The 21,360-nt window shown below is 54.2% G+C and carries 23 protein-coding genes; 5 read left to right on the top strand and 18 right to left on the bottom strand.

Annotated elements, in window-relative coordinates; translation table 11 throughout:
- Nucleotides 1-159: 159 nt before the first annotated feature.
- The 7 genes from cspE to CNE01S_RS17040 all read right to left on the bottom strand — a co-directional run bounded on the left by cspE (nt 160) and on the right by CNE01S_RS17040 (nt 8,039).
- Nucleotides 160-369 (bottom strand): transcription antiterminator/RNA stability regulator CspE, encoded by a 210-nt coding sequence (cspE, locus tag CNE01S_RS17070; protein WP_004100146.1) that lies wholly within the window; start codon nt 367-369, stop codon nt 160-162.
- 195 nt (nt 370-564) lie between these two features.
- Complete coding sequence (gene pagP, locus CNE01S_RS17065) at nt 565-1,137, bottom strand: lipid IV(A) palmitoyltransferase PagP (protein ID WP_072279167.1); 573 nt, start codon at nt 1,135-1,137, stop codon at nt 565-567.
- A gap of 197 nt (nt 1,138-1,334) precedes the next feature.
- Nucleotides 1,335-4,454 carry an efflux RND transporter permease subunit gene (locus CNE01S_RS17060; protein ID WP_061277480.1) on the bottom strand — a complete coding sequence of 1,040 codons (3,120 nt, stop codon included), beginning with the start codon at nt 4,452-4,454 and terminating at the stop codon, nt 1,335-1,337.
- Entirely contained in the window at nt 4,451-5,917 is a 1,467-nt protein-coding gene (locus CNE01S_RS17055) for an efflux RND transporter periplasmic adaptor subunit (RefSeq protein ID WP_061277479.1), read from the bottom strand. Before CNE01S_RS17055 ends, CNE01S_RS17060 begins: the two co-directional genes overlap by 4 nt.
- Nucleotides 5,917-7,170, bottom strand: a complete 1,254-nt coding sequence (locus CNE01S_RS17050) for a TolC family protein (protein WP_061277478.1) — start codon at nt 7,168-7,170, stop codon at nt 5,917-5,919. The genes CNE01S_RS17055 and CNE01S_RS17050 overlap by 1 nt, the downstream gene beginning before the upstream one ends.
- 11 nt (nt 7,171-7,181) lie before the next feature.
- Entirely contained in the window at nt 7,182-7,559 is a 378-nt protein-coding gene (locus CNE01S_RS17045) for a copper-binding protein (RefSeq protein WP_061277477.1), read from the bottom strand.
- A gap of 66 nt (nt 7,560-7,625) precedes the next feature.
- Nucleotides 7,626-8,039, bottom strand: a complete 414-nt coding sequence (locus CNE01S_RS17040; RefSeq protein ID WP_342747902.1) for a DUF2946 domain-containing protein — start codon at nt 8,037-8,039, stop codon at nt 7,626-7,628.
- Between the two features lie 406 nt (nt 8,040-8,445).
- On the opposite strand from CNE01S_RS17040, the gene dcuC reads away from it, so the two are divergent.
- The 3 genes from dcuC (at nt 8,446) to CNE01S_RS25340 (ending at nt 10,966) form a co-directional block, all read left to right on the top strand.
- On the top strand, nt 8,446-9,822 hold the full coding sequence (dcuC, locus tag CNE01S_RS17035; RefSeq protein WP_061277476.1) for an anaerobic C4-dicarboxylate transporter DcuC: 1,377 nt from the start codon (nt 8,446-8,448) through the stop codon (nt 9,820-9,822).
- Nucleotides 9,823-9,912: 90 nt separating this feature from the next.
- Nucleotides 9,913-10,716: a ribonuclease I gene (gene rna, locus CNE01S_RS17030; protein WP_061277475.1), complete on the top strand. Its 804-nt coding sequence runs from the start codon at nt 9,913-9,915 to the stop codon at nt 10,714-10,716.
- 91 nt (nt 10,717-10,807) lie between these two features.
- Nucleotides 10,808-10,966 (top strand): hypothetical protein, encoded by a 159-nt coding sequence (locus CNE01S_RS25340; RefSeq protein WP_156479835.1) that lies wholly within the window; start codon nt 10,808-10,810, stop codon nt 10,964-10,966.
- Between the two features lie 96 nt (nt 10,967-11,062).
- Here CNE01S_RS25340 and CNE01S_RS25495 read toward each other — a convergent pair whose 3' ends face one another.
- Nucleotides 11,063-11,224, bottom strand: coding sequence for a hypothetical protein (locus CNE01S_RS25495; RefSeq protein ID WP_169799417.1), 162 nt, complete (start codon nt 11,222-11,224; stop codon nt 11,063-11,065).
- A 496-nt stretch (nt 11,225-11,720) separates the two neighbouring features.
- Here CNE01S_RS25495 and CNE01S_RS17025 point away from each other — a divergent pair, with 496 nt between their 5' ends.
- Both CNE01S_RS17025 and rnk read left to right on the top strand, forming a co-directional pair.
- Nucleotides 11,721-13,097: a GntP family permease gene (locus tag CNE01S_RS17025; protein WP_061277474.1), complete on the top strand. Its 1,377-nt coding sequence runs from the start codon at nt 11,721-11,723 to the stop codon at nt 13,095-13,097.
- Nucleotides 13,098-13,258: 161 nt separating this feature from the next.
- Complete coding sequence (gene rnk / locus CNE01S_RS17020) at nt 13,259-13,669, top strand: nucleoside diphosphate kinase regulator (RefSeq protein ID WP_061277473.1); 411 nt, start codon at nt 13,259-13,261, stop codon at nt 13,667-13,669.
- A gap of 111 nt (nt 13,670-13,780) precedes the next feature.
- Here rnk and CNE01S_RS17015 read toward each other — a convergent pair whose 3' ends face one another.
- The 10 genes from CNE01S_RS17015 to CNE01S_RS16970 all read right to left on the bottom strand — a co-directional run.
- Nucleotides 13,781-14,617: a C40 family peptidase gene (locus CNE01S_RS17015; RefSeq protein ID WP_061277472.1), complete on the bottom strand. Its 837-nt coding sequence runs from the start codon at nt 14,615-14,617 to the stop codon at nt 13,781-13,783.
- Nucleotides 14,618-14,634: 17 nt separating this feature from the next.
- Nucleotides 14,635-15,582: a putative lateral flagellar export/assembly protein LafU gene (gene lafU, locus CNE01S_RS17010; protein ID WP_061277471.1), complete on the bottom strand. Its 948-nt coding sequence runs from the start codon at nt 15,580-15,582 to the stop codon at nt 14,635-14,637.
- A complete protein-coding gene (gene motA, locus CNE01S_RS17005) occupies nt 15,582-16,445 on the bottom strand; it encodes a flagellar motor stator protein MotA (protein WP_061277470.1) in 864 nt (287 codons plus the stop codon). The genes lafU and motA overlap by 1 nt, the downstream gene beginning before the upstream one ends.
- Nucleotides 16,446-16,468: 23 nt before the next feature.
- Complete coding sequence (locus tag CNE01S_RS17000) at nt 16,469-17,155, bottom strand: FliA/WhiG family RNA polymerase sigma factor (protein WP_061277469.1); 687 nt, start codon at nt 17,153-17,155, stop codon at nt 16,469-16,471.
- Between the two features lie 24 nt (nt 17,156-17,179).
- The gene (locus CNE01S_RS16995) at nt 17,180-17,647 is read right to left on the bottom strand and encodes a flagellar basal body-associated FliL family protein (RefSeq protein WP_061277468.1); all 468 of its coding nucleotides are present in this window, start codon (nt 17,645-17,647) and stop codon (nt 17,180-17,182) included.
- Between the two features lie 12 nt (nt 17,648-17,659).
- On the bottom strand, nt 17,660-18,685 hold the full coding sequence (locus CNE01S_RS16990; RefSeq protein WP_061277467.1) for a flagellar hook-length control protein FliK: 1,026 nt from the start codon (nt 18,683-18,685) through the stop codon (nt 17,660-17,662).
- Nucleotides 18,682-18,987: a flagellar protein FliT gene (fliT, locus tag CNE01S_RS16985; RefSeq protein WP_061277466.1), complete on the bottom strand. Its 306-nt coding sequence runs from the start codon at nt 18,985-18,987 to the stop codon at nt 18,682-18,684. The genes CNE01S_RS16990 and fliT overlap by 4 nt, the downstream gene beginning before the upstream one ends.
- Nucleotides 18,980-19,375, bottom strand: a complete 396-nt coding sequence (gene fliS / locus CNE01S_RS16980; RefSeq protein ID WP_061277465.1) for a flagellar export chaperone FliS — start codon at nt 19,373-19,375, stop codon at nt 18,980-18,982. The genes fliT and fliS overlap by 8 nt, the downstream gene beginning before the upstream one ends.
- Before the next feature lie 13 nt (nt 19,376-19,388).
- On the bottom strand, nt 19,389-20,708 hold the full coding sequence (fliD, locus tag CNE01S_RS16975) for a flagellar filament capping protein FliD (protein WP_061277464.1): 1,320 nt from the start codon (nt 20,706-20,708) through the stop codon (nt 19,389-19,391).
- A gap of 213 nt (nt 20,709-20,921) precedes the next feature.
- On the bottom strand, nt 20,922-21,360 hold a 439-nt coding region (locus CNE01S_RS16970; RefSeq protein WP_255212426.1), incomplete at its 5' end, for a flagellin.

Genomic DNA, 21,360 nt, shown 5'->3' with positions numbered 1-21,360 from the left:
GGGGGAGTGGGCAATGAAAGAGCAAATAACCGGCTGGGCGAGCGTGCTGATAAGCGTCGTTATCGTTGGGTTGTTTTTGAAAACGTATCTGTTTGCCTGAAAAGTCGCAGGCAAAAAAAAACCCGCCTTGGCGGGTTTTTATATTCTACTGGTAATGACTTAGATAGGCATTACGTTTGCAGCAGAAGGGCCTTTGGCACCGTTAGTGATTTCAAACTCAACGCGCTGGCCTTCAGCCAGGGTTTTGAAACCATTGCTCTGGATTGCAGAGAAGTGTACGAACACGTCTTTGCTGCCATCTTCCGGAGTAATGAAGCCGAAGCCTTTGGATTCATTAAACCACTTAACGTTACCTTTAATCTTAGACATCAAAATTACCTTTACATGAAAAAACGACACAAATGCTGTGTCGGGCATCAGTACAACAATTGTGGTGGCTTTTGTCCAGTCCAGAATTGCTAAAAAGTGATAAAAGTCGCTAACTTTTTACTAGCTTGCGCATTACACCTTGTTTTTAAAGGGGTATAAAAACCCTCAGTTTTCACCGACTTCAGGTGGACAAAATCAGAACTGGAACCGCATCCACGCAAAGTAGACGTTACCGTTATTATAGGTTCCCGGAATGTAGGTCATCTGGAAGGTTGCCGGGCCGTAACCAATAGATGCCAGCGGCAGCACAACCGGGATAGGAATATATTTCCAGTTATCGCGGGCAGTGACGCCGACGGTGTACCCCAGACCTAAATGGAAATTATCATCGCTCAGCGGCCGCCAGGTTTTCTCCCAACCATAACCGCCGATAGGTTCCCATTTGTTAAAAGAATCCTTGAACGCCATCAAATAGATACCGTTCCAGTTGCCGTTTTCATCCCAGCGGGACTGGCCAAAACCGGCGCCCCACGGCCGCTCGTTATAGCGATCCGTTTTTTCTTTGTCATAGGCAAAGCGGGCGTGCCAGGTAATCGCCGGCACGTAGAGGTCATAATGTTCTGGCTCGTTCCAGGTTTTAGAAACCTGGCCGGAGAATGTTTCCCATGCGTTGCTGAAGACGCCGCCTTCCGCAGCAGCGGCAGAAGCGCTCAACCCTAGCGTGCAAACAAAAATCAAAGTTGAGAACAGTTTATTCGTGTAAGTCACGTCGTTATTACCATATTAAAATTCGACAGGTACCTTACTGAATTATATCTCAATGAAAGCTAAATCAGCACATGAGTTGTAAAGAAAATTGTCCAGCATTCGCTGCTCTACACGCTAAATTCTCAAACAGCCATCAGACAATTATGAATAAGGTTGTAAGCCGAAGCGCATAACTATATACGCTCCGGCTGACAAAGTTATTTCCGTTTTTTAATCAGCATATATACCGCAGGGATAACCAGCATCGACAACAATGGTGCCGTCACCATCCCTCCAATCATCGGTGCGGCAATACGTCGCATCACCTCCGATCCGGTCCCGTTGCCCCACATAATCGGCAGTAAACCCGCCATAATGGTGGCCACCGTCATCACCTTCGGCCTGACGCGCAACACCGCCCCTTCATGAATAGCGCGCCGCAGCATACCGCCATCCTGCACGCTGTCAGTTTTCTGATGCTTAGCCAGTGCCTGGTTTAAATAAAGCACCATGATCACGCCAAATTCGGCAGCAACCCCCGCCAGGGCAATAAAGCCAACGGCTCCGGCCACCGACAGGTTATATCCCAACAGGTAGAGTAACCATACGCCGCCAATTAATGAGAACGGTAAAGTCCCCATAATTAATAGCGCATCTTTCACTCTCGAGAAGGTGACATATAACAGTACAAATATGATTAACAAGGTAAAAGGCAAGACGATTTTTAATTTCGCCGTCGCACGTTCCAGGTATTCAAACTGCCCTGACCATGAAAGAGAAACACCTTCAGGCAATTTCACCTGCTCGGCCACCGCACGCTGCATATCCTCCACTGCGGACTTCAAATCACGGCCCCGCAGGTCGACATAAATCCAGTTTGAAAGACGCGCATTTTCACTCTTCAGCATTGGCGGCCCTTCCGTGATGGAGATATTAGCCAGTTCAGAAAGCGCCAGTTGGCTGCCGTTAGCGGTGATAACCGGTAAATCACGCAGTTTTTGCAGGTTATCGCGCAGTTCACGTGGGTAGCGTACGTTTATAGGGAAACGCTCACGCCCCTCAATGGTTTCACCGATGTTTTCACCCCCAATAACCGTGGCCACCAGCGACTGAAGTTCCTTAACAGAAACACCATAGCGCGCCGCTTTGCGACGATCGATGTCGATGTCCACATAGCGCCCGCCGCCCAAACGTTCGGCCAGCGCCGACGTGACGCCGGGCACCTGCTTCACCACGCGCTCAATCTGTTCCGCGACTGACTCGATGGCAGCAATATTATTGCCGTTCACCTTTATTCCGACCGGACTTTTGATCCCGGTAGCCAGCATGTCCAGGCGGTTACGAATAGGCGGCACCCACACGTTGGCAATGCCCGGCACCTTCACCACGTTGTCCAGCTCATTCACCAGCTTGTCCATCGTCATTCCAGGACGCCACTGGTCACGCGGCTTAAAGCGAATGGTAGTTTCAATCATGGTTAACGGCGCAGGATCGGTGGCCGTTTCGGCACGTCCGGCTTTACCAAAAACGGTTTCAACTTCCGGAACAGTCTTAATCAGACGATCGGTCTGCTGCAGCAATCGCCCAGCCTCGCGCGTCGAAATCCCCGGCAGCGTGGAAGGCATATACAGTAAATCCCCCTCATCCAGCGGTGGCATAAACTCACTGCCCAGTTTGCTCAGCGGCCAAAGCGTGGCCACCAGCAGCACGCCGGCTATCGCAAGCGTTGTCTTCGGCCGGTCGAGCACCTTTTCCAAAACCGGTTCATAGGCCGCAATCAGCCAACGGTTAATCGGATTGGCTTTTTCATCGGGGATTTTGCCGCGAATAAACCAGCCCATCAGTACCGGCACCAGCGTTATCCCCAGCCCTGCCGCCACCGCCATAGAATAGGTCTTGGTAAAAGCCAGCGGAGAAAACATCCTCCCCTCCTGCGCCTCAAGAGAGAACACAGGGATAAACGACAGGGTAATGATCAGCAGGCTACAGAACAGCGCCGGCCCCACTTCGACGGCGGCCTGCTGGGATATTTGCCAGTAATCCTCGCCGCGCGGCTGCTCTCCTGGATGTTCGTGCCGCCACTGCTCGAGGACTTTGTGCATGTTTTCAATCATCACTATCGCCGCATCGACCATCGCGCCAATGGCAATCGCAATCCCGCCCAGCGACATGATATTGGCATTCACTCCCTGGTAATGCATGACGATAAACGCGCCCAAAATCCCCAGCGGCAAGGTAATTATCGCCACCAGTGCAGAGCGGAAGTGGAACAAGAACAACGAACAAATAATGGCCACAACGATAAACTCTTCCAGCAGCTTATGGGAGAGCGTTTCTATCGCGTTTTCAATCAGATGTGAGCGGTCGTAAACCGGCACAATTTCAACGCCAGCGGGCAGGCTCTTCTGCAGCTGCGCCAGCTTTTCTTTTACCGCATTGATGGTTTCAAGCGCATTTTTACCATAGCGCATCACGATAATGCCGCCGGCAACTTCACCCTCGCCGTTAAACTCCGCCACGCCCCGACGAATTTCCGGCCCAAGCCTCACGGAAGCCACATCAGAAAGCAGCACCGGCACGCCCTCGCGGCTGGCGATCACAACCTGTTTGAAGTCATCCAGATTTTTGAGATAGCCGGAGGTGCGAACCATATACTCGGCCTCTCCCATTTCAAGCACCGAGCCGCCGCCTTCCTGATTGGCGCTTTTTACCGCGTTAATGATCTGCTCATGGGTAATATTCAGCGCTTTCATGCGCTCCGGATCGAGCACAATCTGATACTGACGCACCATGCCGCCGACGCTTGCCACTTCGGAGACATTAGGCACGGTTTTCAGCTCAAACTTCAGCGTCCAGTCCTGAAGAGCCCGCAGATCGGCCAGGCTATGCTTCCCGGTTCTGTCCACCAGCGCATATTCATATACCCAGCCAACTCCGGTAGCATCCGGCCCCAGCGAGGCTTTGGCTTCTGGCGGTAGCTGAGATTGTACCTGGCTCAGGTATTCGAGCACCCTGGAACGCGCCCAGTATGGATCGGTCCCGTCGTCGAACAGAATGTAGACATAGGAATCGCCAAACATAGAGAAACCACGCACCGTTTTAGCGCCCGGGACGGACAGCATGGTGGTGGTCAGCGGATACGTGACCTGGTCCTCAACGATTTGCGGCGCTTTACCCGGATAGCTGACCCGCACAATCACCTGCACGTCGGAGAGATCCGGCAGCGCATCCAGCGGCGCTCTCTGCAGCGACCAAAGCCCCCACGCCGCCATAATGATGGCGGCCAGCACCACCAGTAGACGATTTTTAAGCGACCAGCGAATAACGGCGGCAATCATTTGTGTGCCTCCGCCGTCGGCATCAGGTGGGTAATCACGGCCCCCTGTTCGTCATCCATCGTAAAGCTGAACATCACCGAATCCCCGGGTTTCAGGTTAGTCGGCGATTTAAGCGCAAACGGCATCACCATCGCCCCCCAGTTCAGGGCGGGGATGGGGTGATGAGCAATAGTAATGGCCTCCGCGCTGACCGCTTTGACCACGCCTTCGCCATCGTAGGTTTTTGCCGTTGACTGAGCTTTAGGCTGCCCTTCCTGTTCAGGCAAAGCGCTGCGCAGGCTCGCCTCTGAGTCAATAAGGAACTGGCCGGAAGTGACCACTTTCTCACCCTCATTCAGCCCGGAAAGAATTTCCACCCAGCCTTTGTCGCTGATGCCAGGTACCACGTTCACCGGGCGGAAATGGCCACCCTCTTCGGCCACCAGCACGCGACTTTGGCTCCCGGTTTCAATCAGCGACTCCTCCGGCACGGCGAGAACGGCAGCGCGAGGCTGCTGATTTGCCAGATGCACGCTAAGGTACATGCCGGGCTTGAGCTTCATTTGCGGATTATCCAGCACAATGCGCGCCTTCAGCGTGCGGGTGGTGGTTTCGAGGTTCGGCAGCAGTTCGCTTACCCGCCCGCGAAACACCTCCCCAGGCCAGCTGTCGGCGGTGGCCACAATCTGGCTTCCCGGCTGCAATGCCTGAGCCTGCGACTGCGGGTAATCCACCACAATCCAGACGGAATCAAGGCTTGCCACTTCGAACAGCGGGGCATTCGCGGTCACCTGCTGTCCTTCCCGTGCTTCCAGTTTATTCACATACCCGGCAAGCTTTGCGCGAACGGTCACACGGGTTTGCGGCTTGCCGCTGCGTTCAACCTGGCGAATCACTTCCGCAGGCATAAACTGCAGCTGCAGCCGCTCTCTCGCCGCGGCGGTTAAAGCGCTGTCACCCAGCTTGCGTACCGCCAGAAACTCCTGTTGCGCGGCGGTCCATTCCGGGAACCAAAGCTGTGCCAGCGGTTCTCCGGCTTTCACATACTGCTGCGGGGCTTTGACGTACAGCGTTTCCACAATGCCGTTAGCGCTGGCCGGAATGATCTGGACGCTGCGTTCGTCCAGCGTTACGGTGGCAAAAGCGGCAAACGGTACGCTCAGGGCCTTACGCTCAACGGCGGCCGTCTTAATGCCCAGGTTTTGCTGCTGGCGGCTGCTGACCGTCACGCCGCCATCGTTGGCCACTTCATCGGCATAGCGCGGAACCAGTGCCATATCCATAAAAGGCGATTTCCCCGGCTTATCGAACCGCTGGCCCGGCACCATAGGATCGTACCAATAAAGCACTTTGCGGCCGCTTTCCTGTTGGGACTGAGTGTCGGTATGTTGCTGAGAGGTTTGCTGCTTCCCGGCGTAATATCCCGCGGCCAGCGCGGCAACAACCGCCACCGCCAGCAGGGAAAAAGTGAGTGTTTTTTTCATCAGTTAACATCCTGAGGCGTAAGGTAGCGGATCGCCGCCCAGTTGGTGGCCACGGCTTTTTCCGCGCTGCTGGCGGTCAGTTCGGTGTCCAGAAGATCCCGCCGAGCGGCCAACAGTTCAGTCAGAGAGGACTGCCCGGCGCGGTACTGCGATTCCAGCAGCGACAGACGCTGGCGCTGAAGCGGTAAAGCCTGCTCCTGCTGGCGCTGCCAGACGCTTTGTGCAGCCTGATAATTCGCCACCAACGAGTGAACCAGCGCGATACGCTCCCGGCGAGCGAGCGCTAACTGATCGTTCGCTTCCATCGCCCGGGAAACATCCGCAGAGTAGTCTTTGTCCTGGCGCTGAGGCTTAAATAGCGGAAGATCGACGGTAAACATTACGCCCGCCATATCGTCATAACCCTCAGCACGGCGGCCGTAATAAACTTCAATGCCAACATCAGGTTTAGCGGCCACGGCAGACTGCGCCGACTTTGCGCGAGCCACATCGGCTTCGCGGGCAGCCTCAACCACTTCCGGGTGCTGCATCACACCTTCTTCAAGCACGGCTGGATCGGCCGGTAACCGCTGGTAGCGGGGCAATGAACCCACCACGCTATCTACCGTCTGGCCGGTCAGTTGCAGCAGTCGCGTCTGGGCCAACGTGACATCACGCTCGGCAAGCGTGACTTTGTCCTGCATGGTGAGCAGCGTCATGCGGATATCCACTACGCCGGAGGCGGGCGAGCTGCCGCTGGCCACGGTCGCTTTCTGAACGCCAATCTGCCGCTCGGTTTCGTTTACCAGCTTGCGGGCAGCGGTAAGCACCCGCTCAGACAGGGCGAGATCCAGCCATGCCTGGGCGGTATCACGTTGCAGATTGGCGCGAATCACCTCAGCTTTCGCCTGGCTGCTGGCCGATTGAGCAAGAATGGTATCCGCCTTACGGTCGCGTTTTTCCTCGCTGACGTAGTCCTGCATGATGCCGATGCGCTGCATGGTCATGCCATCACGGCTAAAACGATGGTTGTTACTGCCCTGCACCGGCACGTTTTCGATGCCAAACTTCAGCTTTGGATCGGGCAACTGCCGGGCGGAGTCGGCCATCGCGTTTAGGGCATCGCTCTGGTTCCGGTTGGCGGACAACGCCGCAGAATAGTGCTCGGCGGCCAGCAGAGTCTGTTGCAGGCTGAGCTCCGCCGCCTGAGCGGCGGAGACAGACGCAGTCAACAGCACCCCGCTGAGCCAGAGGCTCAGGGTGTGTCGTTTCATGGCAACCTCGGTTATTTAAGCGGGGTGGCGGAAACCAACTGGTACCCGGCTGCATGCTGGGCGAATGAGAAAGCAATCTTCTCTCCCACCGCTAACGCAGGCAGTGAACCGTCCTTCGGCAAAGCGAACGTCATCGTCATGGCTGGCCAGCCAAGCCCGGCGACGGGGTGATGGGCAATAGACACGGTATCAGCGGTGATTTTCTTCACTACGCCCTCGGTTTTATAAACCTGAGCAGAAGGCGAAGCCTCAGAAGACATCGCCATACCAGGCATGTCAGACATCCCCTTCATAGAGGACATATCGTGGGAAGTTTCAGCGGAAAAAGCAGGAAAAGTGGCAACAACAAGCAGCGCACAGGCCGCAGCAGAACGAATAGCGTTAAACATGATTTATCTCCAAAACACAGTCAAAAAGGGAATGGGCAAAGCCCCAATGCATTGACGGTGCTGGAGTTATTCTCTAAAGCGGCAAAAACGAATGGTTGCCGGCGGTCCTGTTGCGGGAGGGGTAACATAAGGGGCGGATTCAACGGTCTCTGAACACTGAGGAGCGACCAGCGCGAGGGTATCTGCAACCGGTAACGCCAGCAGCGAGCTGTGCCCGTTGTCTTTTTGCATAACGTCAGGCACGCAGTGTTTTTCACACAGCGGGTTACTGAGTTTCGCCTGCATCGCCTTGTCAGACATCTGCATGGTGTCGCTATGCGGGGCTGCCATTGGGCCAGCGGTCATATCAACCGGGCAATCGTAAGAGGCTATCGCCACCTGACTGTTGACAAAAAACCAGCCCAACGCCAACAGCAGCATCAAAAGATGCTTCCTGATAAAGCGCCAGCGGCTTGTCGACCAGAGGGAGGTGTGCAGCATAAAAACCCCGACATAAGAGAGATCGGCAGTATAGGCGGCAGCCTGTCGCGTTTAAAAGTTTTTTTTAACTGCTTTACGAAAAATCCACTCGTTAACAACTAGGTAAATCAATCATTGTTTTTACATAACAAATCGTTGTTTTTACCGCCAAAATCCGCACAATTTTTATGCCTTATTTTTTATCAGCCACGTCGAAAACGTAATGCAGCTAACAAAAGCTTTGCCTAAAGTTGATCCGTTGCAACGAAAATTGATGCTCATCAGAAACTCCAAACGGGTTCTGAGGCAAATTCTTAGCCCTTTACAGCCGACTGTAAAAAATCACTATTTTAATTTTCTGAGAGAAAACCACTTTTAGCGCCAGCGTAAGGACGCCGAAGAGCGCCTTAACGCATCAGGGGATATCATGCTTACCATTCTGGAACTTATTATTGGGGTAGTGGTGATTGTGGGCGTTGCCCGCTACATCATCAAAGGCTACTCAGCCACCGGCGTGCTGTTCGTCGGCGGGTTATTATTACTTATCGTCAGCGCGCTGATGGGGCATAAAGTATTGCCCGCCAGCGCAGAAAGTACCGGCTACACCGCCACGGACATTTTTGAATACGTCAAAATCCTGCTGATGAGCCGCGGCGGCGACCTCGGCATGATGATCATGATGCTCTGCGGTTTTGCCGCCTACATGACCCACATCGGCGCCAATGATGTGGTGGTCAAACTGGCGTCTAAGCCCCTGAAGTTCATCAATTCCCCTTATTTACTGATGATTGCCGCCTACTTCGTTGCCTGCCTGATGTCGCTAGCGGTCTCGTCCGCAACCGGCCTTGGCGTACTGTTAATGGCAACGCTGTTCCCGGTCATGGTCAACGTCGGCATCAGTCGTGGCGCTGCGGCGGCCATCTGTGCCTCTCCGGCGGCCATTATTCTGGCCCCAACCTCCGGGGACGTGGTGCTGGCGGCGCAGGCCTCAGAAATGTCGCTGGTCGATTTTGCCTTTAAAACAACGATTCCTATCTCCATTGCCGCCATCATCAGCATGGCGATTGCGCACTTCTTCTGGCAGCGCTATCTCGATAAAAAAGAGCACATCAACCACGAAATGCTGGACGTGACTGAAATTCAGACCACCGCGCCCTCTTTCTACGCCATTCTGCCGTTCACGCCGATCGTTGGCGTGCTGATTTTTGACGGTAAATGGGGCCCGCAGCTGCATATCATTACCATCCTGGTGATATGTATCCTGATTGCCGCCCTGATTGAGTTTTTCCGCAGCTTCAATACCCAGCACGTTTTCTCCGGGATGGAAGTGTGCTACCGAGGCATGGCGGACGCGTTCGCCAACGTGGTGATGCTGCTGGTTGCCGCCGGTGTCTTTGCCCAGGGGCTGAGCACCATCGGCTTTATTCAAAGCCTGATCTCCATTGCCACCTCGTTTGGCTCGGCGAGCATTATTTTGATGCTGGTGCTGGTGGTGCTGACCATGCTGGCGGCCATGACCACCGGCTCCGGCAACGCACCGTTCTATGCCTTCGTCGAAATGATCCCGAAACTGGCGCACTCCTCGGGTATTAACCCGGCTTACCTGACAATTCCGATGCTGCAGGCCTCCAACCTTGGGCGCACCATTTCCCCGGTTTCCGGGGTGGTGGTAGCCGTCGCGGGGATGGCAAAAATATCCCCATTCGAAGTCGTTAAGCGTACCTCTGTTCCGGTAGCCGTCGGCCTTATCGTGGTGATAATCGCCACGGAAATACTGGTTCCTGCAGCCGCGATCGTTCACTAACAGGCAGTCATCAACGTTTCAAGCGCCTGCATCAGGCGCTTTTTTTATGCCTATAATAAGCCCGCCTCCAGGACAGATAAGAGAATAACGATGAATTTCACACCGCGATATTTACTGCTTTGCACCCCGCTTTTCCTCAGCCCTGTAGCGTTTGCCGACGCCCTACAGCCCAGCCAGTACGGGGATTTTGATCGCTACGTGCTAGCGTTATCCTGGCAAACCGGTTTCTGTCAGAGCATGCACGACCGCAATCGCAACGAACCCGCTGAGTGCAAAAATCAACAGGAACAGGCGGATAAAAGCGCCTTTCTGACCGTCCACGGCCTCTGGCCAGGTTTGCCGAAATCCGTCTCCTCCCGCGGCGTCGATGAAAAACGCTGGATGCGCTACGGCTGCGCCACTCGCCCGGTGCCGAATATGGCCGAAGCGAGAGCCTCAAACAAATGCGCCGCACCGGACACCGGGCTTTCCGTTGAAATGGCCTCAAAGCTGGCGGGCGTGATGCCCGGCGCAGGGGGGCAATCCTGCCTGGAACGCTACGAGTACGCCAAACATGGCGTTTGCTTTGGTTTTAACCCAGACGATTACTTCGGCACGATGGTACGGCTTAACGGGGAAGTGAAGCAGAGCGCCTTTGGCCAGTTCCTGGCCCAGAACTACGGCCAGGTTGTGACACGTAAAGCGTTTAACAAAGCCGTGAAGCAAACCTGGGGCAGCGACGCAGTGGACGCCATCAAACTCACCTGCGACGGCAACCCCAGCTACCTCACGGAGATGCAGATCTCCCTGCTGGCAGATAGGATTAACCAACCGCTGCAAACGGCGTCCTTTGCCCCGCAAAAACATCCAGGAAACTGTGGGAAGAGCTTCCGCCTGGACGCCGTTGGCTACTGATGAAATAAATACTGAAGTCAAAAATTAATCGCATCACTATTTGTTCCGGTTTTTTGGTTATAGCCTTCAGGTAAGGAAACTGGAGGTCACCATGAACAGAACAAAACGGTATTTATTGCAGTTGAAGGTACAGTTCGAGCGTGAAGGCAGCCAGCAAAAACTGCTGGGATTTATCTGGCTATCGCCGCAGCAGCGCTACGAGATCCTCAAAGAGCTGCTGCTACCGATAGCGGATCACAATGTTCGTTAAAATCAGGCGGGCCAGCGAATAAATCGGCGGCCCGCTCGTTCGATAATTCGAAAATACATCTCTTCTGCAACGATATTACCGAACTGACAGCCTGAATTAATAACCTGCGGCTTTATTAGCAGCCTTAATTTTTTCATTTCTCATATTTTTATCATGCGAGTCTTTGGCATTTAAAATTTCACCCGTCGCACTGATAAAATCTGAGGCCGTACAGCCGGTTAGCAGTAACGCCGTAGAGAAAAAAACCGCTTTAAACATAGAACCATCCATGATGAAATTAATACCAAAATATCAATGAAATAGATTAAAAAACACAAAGAAACTGCATTTCCTACTGATATTCAACGGGCGTGGATTTTAGCTAGCGTGAAAATAAACACAAGAATTTTCCGCCCCGTTGAAATAGATTACCCACAAAGTATTACTGCCAGAAAAACATAATAAAAACACAGTCGTTCTACTTTCTGCCCGACAACTGAATATCCTCTCGGGAAAATGCTCCCCCTACATCCTTTGCCTGCGAGCCAAACCTGATACCGGTGCGTGTCAGATTTTTTCTGGCCAAACAATTCCCGCGTTCACTTTTCGCGCTGATTATTTTGATTGTTTGAACTTCATCCCAAAATGTAAACGAACATGACAGAGTTCGTTTACAGCCGCCCCAATGTTACCGATATCATGTTACCGGTATCAACATCACCCAATAATAATCTTTCGGTGTATTCATCTTAGAATTTGCCACTGGGGAAATAAAATGACTGAAATAACAACAAGTTTAGGCGCAGGAAGCCTGTTGGGTATTGCCGCCTGTTCCGTCGTGCTCCTGCTCGTTTTGATCATGCGCTTTCGCGTACATGCTTTCCTGGCGCTGACCCTGGTCAGCGTTATTGTCGCGCTCGTCACCGGCGTGCCCTTCGATAAAATTGTGCCAACGATTCTGGGCGGCTTCGGCAGTACGCTGGCGGGAGTCGCCTTACTGGTTGGGCTTGGGGCTATGATCGGCCGCCTGCTGGAGATTTCCGGCGGGGCGAAGGTGCTGGCGGACACCCTGGTGGGCACGTTCGGTTCGCACCGGGCGCCCTTCGCACTCGGCGTCGCGTCCCTGCTGTTCGGTTTCCCAATCTTCTTCGACGCAGGCCTGGTGGTCATGCTGCCGATTATTTTCAGCGTGGCAAAGCAATTCGGCGGTTCAACCCTGAAATATGCCCTCCCTGCAGCCGGTGCTTTCGCGGTGATGCATGCGCTTCTGCCGCCACATCCAGGCCCGGTTGCCGCCAGCGAACTGCTGGGTGCCAACATCGGCCTGCTGGTTGTGGTGGGGCTGATTATCGCCATCCCGACCTGGTACATCGGGGCTTATCTCTTCGGGCTGTATGCCGGAAAAAAATTCGACATCCCTCTGCCGAGCTCTTTCCTCGGTAAGGTCGAAGTGGATGAGAATCACCAACCCCCTTCGTTCGCTATGGTCATGACGATTCTACTGCTGCCGCTGGTGCTGATTTTCCTCGATACCGGCCTAAATACCGCCACGGTTCTCGGCTGGGTCAGCGCCGACAATACGCTGGTGAACTTCTTACGCATGCTGGGCAAAACGCCTATTGCCCTCCTCATCACCGTCTTTTTTGCCCTGATGGTCTTCAGCGGCAAGCACAGCCGCCAGCACCTTGAAAAGGTTTGTGACGGCGCGCTGGGTCCGATTTGCGGCATTATCCTCGTGACCGGCGCGGGCGGCATGTTCGGCGGCGTACTGCGTGCGAGCGGCATCGGCGATGCGCTGGCCGGCGTGCTCTCAGACACCGGCATGCCGGTTATCGTTGCCGCCTTTGTTATCTCGACCGCGCTTCGTGTCGCTCAGGGGTCTGCAACCGTCGCCCTGACGACCACCGCCGCGCTGGTATCGCCAATGGTCGAAGCTACCACCGGTCTGAGCCAGTTTGATCTGTGCTTTATCGTCATCGCTATAGCTGGCGGGGCAACCGTACTGTCCCACGTGAATGACTCAGGCTTCTGGCTGGTGGGGCGTTTCCTGGAAATGGATGAAAAAACGACGCTGAAAACCTGGACGGTGATGGAAACGCTGATCGGCACCATCGCCTTCCTGCTGGCGGCGCTGGGGAGCGTGATTCTGTAAGCGGCTCAGGGGAAGTCAAAATGTGACTTATCTCGCTTTCAACTCCGGGCTAAGCTCAGTATCATCGATCCTACGTGAACAACCCTCGCCGGTTTCGGTGGGGGTTTTTCTTTGTACGATTTCAGCACATGAGTGCCCTGCTTTTTTACACGGAGAGAACTATGTCCAGACCTGCCATCATCATTAACGAACTAGACGCCGAACGCCTTGACCGCCTGCTGGAACAGCCGCAGTACGCCAAAGCCCCGGTGGCAGAGGCGCTCAACGCCGAACTGGATCGCGCGCAGATGTGCAGCCCGGAGAAGATGCCGCCGGATGTGGTGTCCATGAACAGCCGCGTAGAATTCCGCGATTTAAGCACCCAGGAAGTCCACGTTCGCACGCTGGTCTACCCGGCAAACCTGACCGACAGCGACAGCCAGCTGTCCGTTATGGCCCCGGTGGGAGCCGCGCTGCTGGGCCTGCGGGTTGGCGATAGTATCAACTGGACGTTGCCAAACGGCAGCCAGACTCATCTTGAAGTGCTGGCTTTGCACTACCAGCCTGAAGCCGCCGGTGAGCTTCACCGTTAATTCGATTCGCTGCTGCGGTCTCTTTCCCCGAAGGGGCAAGGGAGAAAACATAGGATGACGAGCGCGGGTTATTCCCTCTCCTTTGGGAGAGGGCTAAGGTGAGGGATTACCTTACAGAATCGCCTCCTCGGTCAAAATACGTTTCGCGCCAAGATAATGATCCTGCCAGTAATTATCCGTCAACTGGCTGATCCGGATGTTCAGCCCGGTTCTGGGCGCCTCGATAAACTGTCCTTCCCCTAAATAAACCCCGACGTGATCGGCGCGATCCTGGCTTTTGATACTAAAAAATACCAGATCGCCGCGCTGAAGCTGGTGCTGACTGATTCGCTTTAATCGCCGATCCTGGAACATACCGTTGGCGGTACGCGGGAGCTTTTGGCTGAGCAGCTTATTATAGGCGTAGTAGATTAACCCGCTGCAGTCGAAGCCTTGTTCCGGCGTTTGTCCGCCCCAGACATAGGGCTTGCCCAACTGCTGCTTAAGCCGCGCTATGACTTTGTGAAGAGTAGCTTCAACGCGGGGGTTTACCATCTCAGCCATAAGCGCTTCGGTCGCCAACGGCCACAAACTTTCTGATCCCCCTATCATCCCAGGACGCCAGCGAGTGTGCATGGCCAACTGCTCACGGTTCATGGCTCGAACGGCCAATTTTTCAGCAGTCTGGCGTTTTTTCTGTTCAGGCGTGGGCGGGACACCGGCAAGACGCTGCCTGGCGCTGGCGAGCAGTCTTGCGCGATTTTTCATCCGTTCACGGGCTTCTTTGCTCTGCAGCTGCGCGACCTGCGTGCGCTTGACACCTGCTTTAGACTTTTTAGCGGGTAAAGCCCAGGCCTGTGACGAAAACAGAACGAATAGCAGCAGAAAAAAAAATCCCGCCATACGCCGGGAGAGTTCGGACGCAGGCGGCAAAGTGGAGACAATTGAGGTGGAAATAGAAATCAGCAAATCAAATACCTGAAAATTTAGCGAGTCGGGGGCGACTGTTGCGCGACGCTCTCGGACAGCGGCTTAAGCACTTTTTCGCCGTGCTGACCAAAGAACTGATACAGCGAAGCGCTTGCGGAATGGGTCAAAACCATAATTTCAATGCGGCGGTTAGCCGAACTGAGCGGATGTTCAGGATCGAGCAACATCTGGTCAGCCATCCCGCTAACCTGAAGTACCTTCCCGTTATCCAGCCCGCCCTTCGTCAGCGCTTTACGCGCCTGCATGGCACGCTCACCGGACAGGTTCCAGTTGTTGTAAAGCTCCTGATCGCGAAAGCGCGTGGAATCGGTGTGCCCGGTAATAATGATTTTGTTATCGATGGAGTTCAGCGCCGTAGCAAACTCCGTCAACAGACGGTTAAAAAAGGGCGTCAGAATAGCGCTGCTGCGCTGGAACATTTCTCGTTTTTGGTCATCCTGCACCAGAATACGCAGCCCCTGCGGCACAATTTCGATTTGCAGATTAGACTGCGCGTCATAGGCAGAAGTGATCTTCATGATCACTCGGGCCAAATCTTCGATTTCCTGCTCTGAGCGGCGATTCACGTCTGCCAGACTTTCCCCCTGGTTTGCCGTGTTGGTCAACGCCTGCAGCGCAGCGACATCCTGCTGAATATCACGCCCGGCATCATCCGACTTTGGTTTCCCAGCCAGGATGGTCACGCTACCCCCGGAGCCGTTTGGCTGGGTCACTGGCACCGCGGACAGACCGTCAAACAGCGAGTCGCTGTTAAGCAACGAGACAATCTCTTTACGCTCTTCTTCGGTGACTGCCCCCATAATCCAAAGCACCATAAACAGCGCCATCATGGCGAGCGTAAAGTCGGCAAACGCAACCTTCCACGCCCCGCCATGAACCGCGTCGTGGCCTTTACGCGAGGAGCGTTTGATAATGGTGGTATGCCCCTTTGCTGTGCCGCGCATTACGCTTCACCCGTCATCTGGTTTACCCAGCCGTCGAGCGTGGCAAAGGTCGGCTTGGAGTCCATCGGCAGCATTTTGCGTCCAGCATCAACCGCCAGCAGCGTGGGCTTACCGGCAACGTGATTCACCAACACGGTTCGCACGCACTCGAGCACCGCCATCAGCTTTTTGGTTCGCTGTTCCATGGCGTTTGCCATCGGGTCCATCAAGCAGTAACAGAAGAAGACGCCAAGAAAAGTACCCACCAGCGCGGCCGCCACTTTCACGCCGATCACGGCAATGGAACCATCAATGGACTGCATGGTGATGATAATCCCGAGCACCGCGGCACAAATACCGAAACCAGGCATAGCCTCGGCGATACGCTGTAGCGAGCGGGATGGCAGCAGTAAATCTGACTCCATCGCCACCAACTCCTGTTCGAGAATGCCTTCAAGCTCGTGTTCGTTAATTTTACCCATCGCCATCAGGCGGAAGTTATCCGAGATAAAGGTAATCAGCGCTTTATCGCTAAGGATCAGCGGGTATTTTTGAAACAGCGGGCTGCTTTCCGGCACTTCAATATACTCGTCCAGCACCTTCAGGCCGCCGTCCTGCACCAGCTCCAGCAGCTCAAACAACAGCATCAGCAGTTGGCGCTGGTATTCATCGGTATGCTCATTTTTACGCATCACGCCGCGGAACTGACGATACATTTCGGCCAGTACTGGTTTGGGATTGGCCAGTACTAATGCCCCAAAACCGGCGCCTAAAATGATAATGATTTCACCAGGCTGCCAAAACGATGCCAACCGTCCACCGGACATAAGAAAACCGCCGACAACACAGGCGAAAATAATCACTAAACCTAATAATTTCTGCATGAGTTTCCACTTCTCAAAAACGGCTAAAAAAACTGCTCAATTTTTTGCGCTATTTTTTTATTCAGCTGACAGATTCGTGCCTCCGTCAGCCCCAGCACCAGGGCTATCTCTTTCAGGCTCATTTCATGCTGGTAATAAAGCGTCAAAATCATTTGCTCACGTTCATCAAGGCTTGCCAGCGCGGTTTTTAGCGTGCGGCTCACCATCACTTCTTCTTCTAAATTTCTGCCATTCAATGGCACTGAATGCGTTTCACTGCTGAGCAACTCATCCAGGCTGTCCATCGACTTCGCGCAGTCCAGCAGCAAATATTCCTGATACTCTTCGGCGGTGATATCCAGCCGCCCGGCAAGGTCAGAAAAGTTAGGCGGGCGGCCAAGTTCGCGGGCAACCTCGCGGATGGCATCATTCAATTTATGGGTCTTTTGTCGTAGGCGACGTGGACGCCAGTCAAGCTGGCGTAACTCATCCAGCACGGCCCCCCGAATACGGTGCACGGCATAAGCCCCAAATTGCTCATCAGGATGACCATAACGACGCAAAGAACTGAGCAACCCCATCAGGGCTATCTGCTCCATGTCTTCTTTGTCCATGACGCTGCTTGCCTGATAAGAAAGCTGCTTCACAACCCGATGCACCAGCGGTAAGTAAGCATTCACATAACGTGACTCTTCCGCAGGCGTCAGCGTATCGTCAGCAATAAAATCCATCATTTCCTGTACCGCCGTGGTGACTTACTGAAAGACCAGCTTGCTGATGATCACATCCTGAAACGGTACGGTGCTGTTGAGGGTCCTGAAGCGCTCACGGTAGGCCTTCATTAGCTCTGCCTTCAGCTCAGAAACGCTCATAGCACGCACCGCGTCGTACTGCTTGCCGGAGAGCAGACTTACCGTGGCGCCACGTACCGCCGGGGACATGTCATTAATCATCTGCACGCTATGAGGGTCACTCGTCGCCAGGGCCAGCTCAAGCAGCAGATAACGCTCTTTACTGCTGGTGCTTTGTAGGGTGATAACGACATTTTTTATTTCGACAAACTCAACGCGCTGCTCACCCGAGGCACTGAACAGCGAGGTCAGCATGCCGCTGTCCCCCTCATCCTTGCTCAGCATGTGAGTACCCACTATTGTCAATACCGCCGCTAATGCGGCCGCAATAAGGGCAATTAACAGCCCCAGAGAAAAAGTTTTTATTGTCATAATCTTCTGTGTTTAAACGGTCAGTAGAACGGAGGCATCTTCACGACGCACGCTCGCGTCCGTCTCAATGCTCACGGCAGCCATAACATCCTCGGGCTGCTTCTGCGGCGCCGATTGCTGCTGGCCATCGCGTTGTCCGTTCTGAGAGGAAACCTGGACATTTACCTGCACAAAATTCTGCTCGGTCAGGCTCTGACGTAAGTCGTTACTGACCTGTTGAAGCGCGCGGTAAACCTCCCCCTGGCTTGCATTAATGGTGACCTGCACACGGCCATTTTCGATCTGCACGGCAATGTCTATCTTGCCCATCTCCGGCGGGTCGAGGCGAATAGTGGCGTGCTGGATCTGATCCTTAACCTGTACCTGTAAACGCTCGCCAAGCGCGGATTGCAGCTGTTGAGTCCAGCGGGAAGATTCAGGATCCAGCTTGAGGGTTGCCGGGAACGATTTGGTTTCAGGCCCAACACTCTCAGGCTGCACGGTTGAAATCACCCTGTTTTCACCGGCATTCATCCCGGTTAAAGACGCTGTAAATTCCCCCTCTTTTGCCGTCATCTGCTGCACAGGCAGTAACGCCCCGGCATCAGCCAACGCTGGGGGTTGCCCATGAGCTGGCAAACTCACGCCGGGCAAGCCTGCGGGCGAAATCAGAACCTCACCTCCCGGAACCAGCCTGCCCGCGTCAACGATCGTGTTGGCGACTGGAGCTGCCGGCGTGAAAGATGGGGTGTAGCTCGCCAACAGGCCATCCAGAATTTGCTGAAGAAGCATCACTGGCGCTTCGGCATTTACCTCTGTGCCTCCGTCTTCTTCTGGTCCGAGGAGAGTCGGCCCGACGGCGTCCAGCCCCGCGTCATCATTTGACCCGGTTGGCATCACGCTCAGCATCGAAAGCGTAAAGGGTTGCAGGGCGGATGCCGCGAGCTGTAACTCCGGGGCGGCAGTCGTGATGCTCTGCGGCGCGACGATATTCTGTAAGTCCGGCAAAGACCCTGAGGTATTCAGCAACCCCAGGGGTGAAGAGGCCATCGTCATCATCGAATATCCCCTTCATCCATAAAGGCCGCATAGGCCGCAATGCCTTCCTGATTACGCCGCTGTAGCGCCATTTTTCGCTCCAGCTCTTCGCTTTTCAGGCGGCACTTGTCATTCACTTTGCGGTGCATACGCCGCAGTGCCTCCAGAGCCACGCGTTTCTCATCACTAAGGGGATTACCTGCCAGAGAGGTGAGCAGTGAAGCAATTTGCTTGTCCACTTCCTGCACCTGAGCCCAATTTTCGTTTTCTGCCGCCACGTCCAGCGCGCGCGTCAAAAAGTGAATGACCTGAATATCATTCATGCTGCTGGCCCATTTTTTGCCAGCCGTCCTGCAGGTTGCCGAGGATCTTTTCCACCTCATCAACATACTCAACGGAAAGTTTATGGCTCGCGTCATACAGGCGGTACACGCAATAGTCATAAAGGTTGGCAAGGCTTAGCGCTAAATCGCCCCCTTTGTCATAATCCAGCGCGCTGGTGAGCGCGTTAAGAATATCGATACACTTATTAATGCTCTGTACCTTGCGCTCGTAGCGGCGAGCGGCAATATGGCTCTTGGCACGAACCAACTCATCCATCAGGCCGTTAAACAACATCAGTACCAGCTGATGCGGGCTCGCCGCCGCGGCCTGAATGGCCAGATCGGACTGCTGATACTGGCCGAGGGCCTCCGGTTCATTTCCATACATAACTGACTCTCCCTTAGGCCAGGCCAAACATACTCATGGTGTTATTCATCTGCGTCATAATGGATTGCAGCTGGGTGAACTGTTTCAGATAACGGTTATATGAGGTGTCAAATCGCGTCTGAATCTTGTCCGTTTTGGTGTCGATTTCCGTTTGCTGGCGGTCCAGCGTTTCCTGGCGCCCTTTTAGTAGACCGTTAGAGGTATTGAGGTATTTGTCCAGCGACTTATCCATGCTTTTCATCAACCCGTTATTGCCGTTGAACAGGTCGTTCAGGCCGTGGGGATCGTCCTGCAATGCCTTGTCAAGCTTGGTGCTATCGATAGTTAACGTGCCGTCCCGGCTGGCGGTAATACCGTAGTCAGTCATATTTTTGTCGCCAAAGGTCTGGCGCAGCAGGTTGTTCAGATCCCTTTCCAGCGAGGCAATACCGGCATCACCGGCAAAGGCGCCGCGATCTTTCCCGTCGCTGCCGCTGTTGGTGAGCTTGCCGAGTTCGGTTTTCAGCGAATTAAACGCATCCACAAAGCTCTGCATCTGCTCTTTGGTTGCGGTATTGTCTACGCCGATATTAATGCGCAGCGGGTCATCGCCGTCTTTTTGCGCCTTCGTCAGCTCAATGGTGACGCCATCGATAAGTTTATCGAGCGTATTTGAGCTGCTTTCATAGGTTTTGGTGTTTTCACCGAGCCTGAATTTCGCATTTTGCGCCGTGGAAATCGTCTCTGATACGGCGAATTTTTGCGCGCTGGCCCCGTCCATCTGGCTGGTATCCAGCTCAACGATATTGTCTGCCCCACTCTCATCGCTGCTCAGCATCAGGCTGACTTTGCCGTCGGTACGAATCAGCGACGCCGTCACGCCCGGCGCGTCTTTATCGGTATTGCTATTGATCTTTTTGGTCAGGTCAGACATCGACTCCAGGCCATCCATCTCAACGTCCATCGACTTGCCGTTAATGGTGATGGTCATCGTACCGGTCGCGTTCTTGATCGACTCGTCGGTCATATCATCGAACGCAATTTGGTGTGCGGAGGCCAATTGCTCAACAAACAGGTTGTAGGAGCCTTTTTGCGCCCCGCTTCCTGCCGTCACGTTCGCCACGCCTTCAACATTCGTCGTGGCCACGTTTTGCAGCATCCCGCTGTCGGTTTTATTCAATCCGGTTAACGCGCTTCGAAAGTCGCTCAACGCCGTGCGAAGTGCCGTCAATGCCGCTTTTTGAGCCGCCAGAGAGCTGGTCTGTTTTTTCAACGCCGTCTGCATAGCGGCAATGTCATACCCTGCAAGCTGCGTGGCAAGCGTTTGAGGATCCAGGCTGGTCAAATCAGACATTTTTTATCTCCAGAAATACGGGCACGTAGGGCTAACCAGACGTGATATGGCATTACTTAGCAAGTAACGTGCCAACATTTTAAATTAATAAAATCAATGCATTGATTGATATGAGGAAAAAGGATTTCCGCTCAAGGGGAAACCCGTGTGCGGCCTTCAGATACAAAAACACCGCCCGAAAGCGGTGTTTTTGTCGTCTCAGCGCGCGGTGTCTTAGCCCAGCAGGGACATCACCATGCCGGACATGCTGTTGGACTGCTTCAGCATCGACATACTGGTCTGCGCCAGCATCTGGTTACGCGTCATGGAAGAGGCTTCGCTCGCGAAGTCCGCATCCTGAATGTTACCCAGCGCCAGCTCGGTGTTGTCTTTCATGTTTGCCAGGTTCGCCGCCGTGTGGCCCAGACGATTGATGTTGGCGCCCAGCCCTGAACGCATTTCACCCACCGCTTTCAGACCATCTTCCAGCGAGGTCATCAGGGCCTTCGAGTTAGTCGCATCCGGCGTACTCTCCAGGTCAGTGATAGCCGCCGTAATCCCTCCCATACCGCTCGCCCCGGTAACACCGGTCAGCTGTGTGGCCAGGTTAACCGTCATGCCTTCCCCGGTGCTGGCCCCAATCTGGAAGTTCATGGCGGCGCTCAGCTTGCCA

Source organism: Cedecea neteri NBRC 105707 = ATCC 33855 (assembly GCF_001571265.1).
In the GTDB taxonomy this organism is placed as follows: domain Bacteria; phylum Pseudomonadota; class Gammaproteobacteria; order Enterobacterales; family Enterobacteriaceae; genus Cedecea; species Cedecea neteri.
This window is presented reverse-complemented; position numbering and strand designations above follow the sequence as displayed.

Coding starts and splice junctions, on each gene's coding strand:
- fliD (WP_061277464.1), bottom strand. CDS start 20,708: ATGTCTGATTTGACCAGCCTGGATCCTCAAACGCTTGCCACGCAGCTT.
- CNE01S_RS17050 (WP_061277478.1), bottom strand. CDS start 7,170: ATGAAACGACACACCCTGAGCCTCTGGCTCAGCGGGGTGCTGTTGACT.
- CNE01S_RS17025 (WP_061277474.1), top strand. CDS start 11,721: ATGACTGAAATAACAACAAGTTTAGGCGCAGGAAGCCTGTTGGGTATT.
- dcuC (WP_061277476.1), top strand. CDS start 8,446: ATGCTTACCATTCTGGAACTTATTATTGGGGTAGTGGTGATTGTGGGC.
- motA (WP_061277470.1), bottom strand. CDS start 16,445: ATGCAGAAATTATTAGGTTTAGTGATTATTTTCGCCTGTGTTGTCGGC.
- CNE01S_RS16990 (WP_061277467.1), bottom strand. CDS start 18,685: ATGATGACGATGGCCTCTTCACCCCTGGGGTTGCTGAATACCTCAGGG.
- CNE01S_RS17060 (WP_061277480.1), bottom strand. CDS start 4,454: ATGATTGCCGCCGTTATTCGCTGGTCGCTTAAAAATCGTCTACTGGTG.
- rna (WP_061277475.1), top strand. CDS start 9,913: ATGAATTTCACACCGCGATATTTACTGCTTTGCACCCCGCTTTTCCTC.
- CNE01S_RS25495 (WP_169799417.1), bottom strand. CDS start 11,224: ATGTTTAAAGCGGTTTTTTTCTCTACGGCGTTACTGCTAACCGGCTGT.
- rnk (WP_061277473.1), top strand. CDS start 13,259: ATGTCCAGACCTGCCATCATCATTAACGAACTAGACGCCGAACGCCTT.
- fliS (WP_061277465.1), bottom strand. CDS start 19,375: ATGTATGGAAATGAACCGGAGGCCCTCGGCCAGTATCAGCAGTCCGAT.
- CNE01S_RS17045 (WP_061277477.1), bottom strand. CDS start 7,559: ATGTTTAACGCTATTCGTTCTGCTGCGGCCTGTGCGCTGCTTGTTGTT.
- CNE01S_RS17040 (WP_342747902.1), bottom strand. CDS start 8,039: ATGCTGCACACCTCCCTCTGGTCGACAAGCCGCTGGCGCTTTATCAGG.
- fliT (WP_061277466.1), bottom strand. CDS start 18,987: ATGAATGATATTCAGGTCATTCACTTTTTGACGCGCGCGCTGGACGTG.
- CNE01S_RS17000 (WP_061277469.1), bottom strand. CDS start 17,155: ATGGATTTTATTGCTGACGATACGCTGACGCCTGCGGAAGAGTCACGT.
- CNE01S_RS16995 (WP_061277468.1), bottom strand. CDS start 17,647: ATGACAATAAAAACTTTTTCTCTGGGGCTGTTAATTGCCCTTATTGCG.
- lafU (WP_061277471.1), bottom strand. CDS start 15,582: ATGCGCGGCACAGCAAAGGGGCATACCACCATTATCAAACGCTCCTCG.
- CNE01S_RS25340 (WP_156479835.1), top strand. CDS start 10,808: ATGAACAGAACAAAACGGTATTTATTGCAGTTGAAGGTACAGTTCGAG.
- CNE01S_RS17055 (WP_061277479.1), bottom strand. CDS start 5,917: ATGAAAAAAACACTCACTTTTTCCCTGCTGGCGGTGGCGGTTGTTGCC.
- cspE (WP_004100146.1), bottom strand. CDS start 369: ATGTCTAAGATTAAAGGTAACGTTAAGTGGTTTAATGAATCCAAAGGC.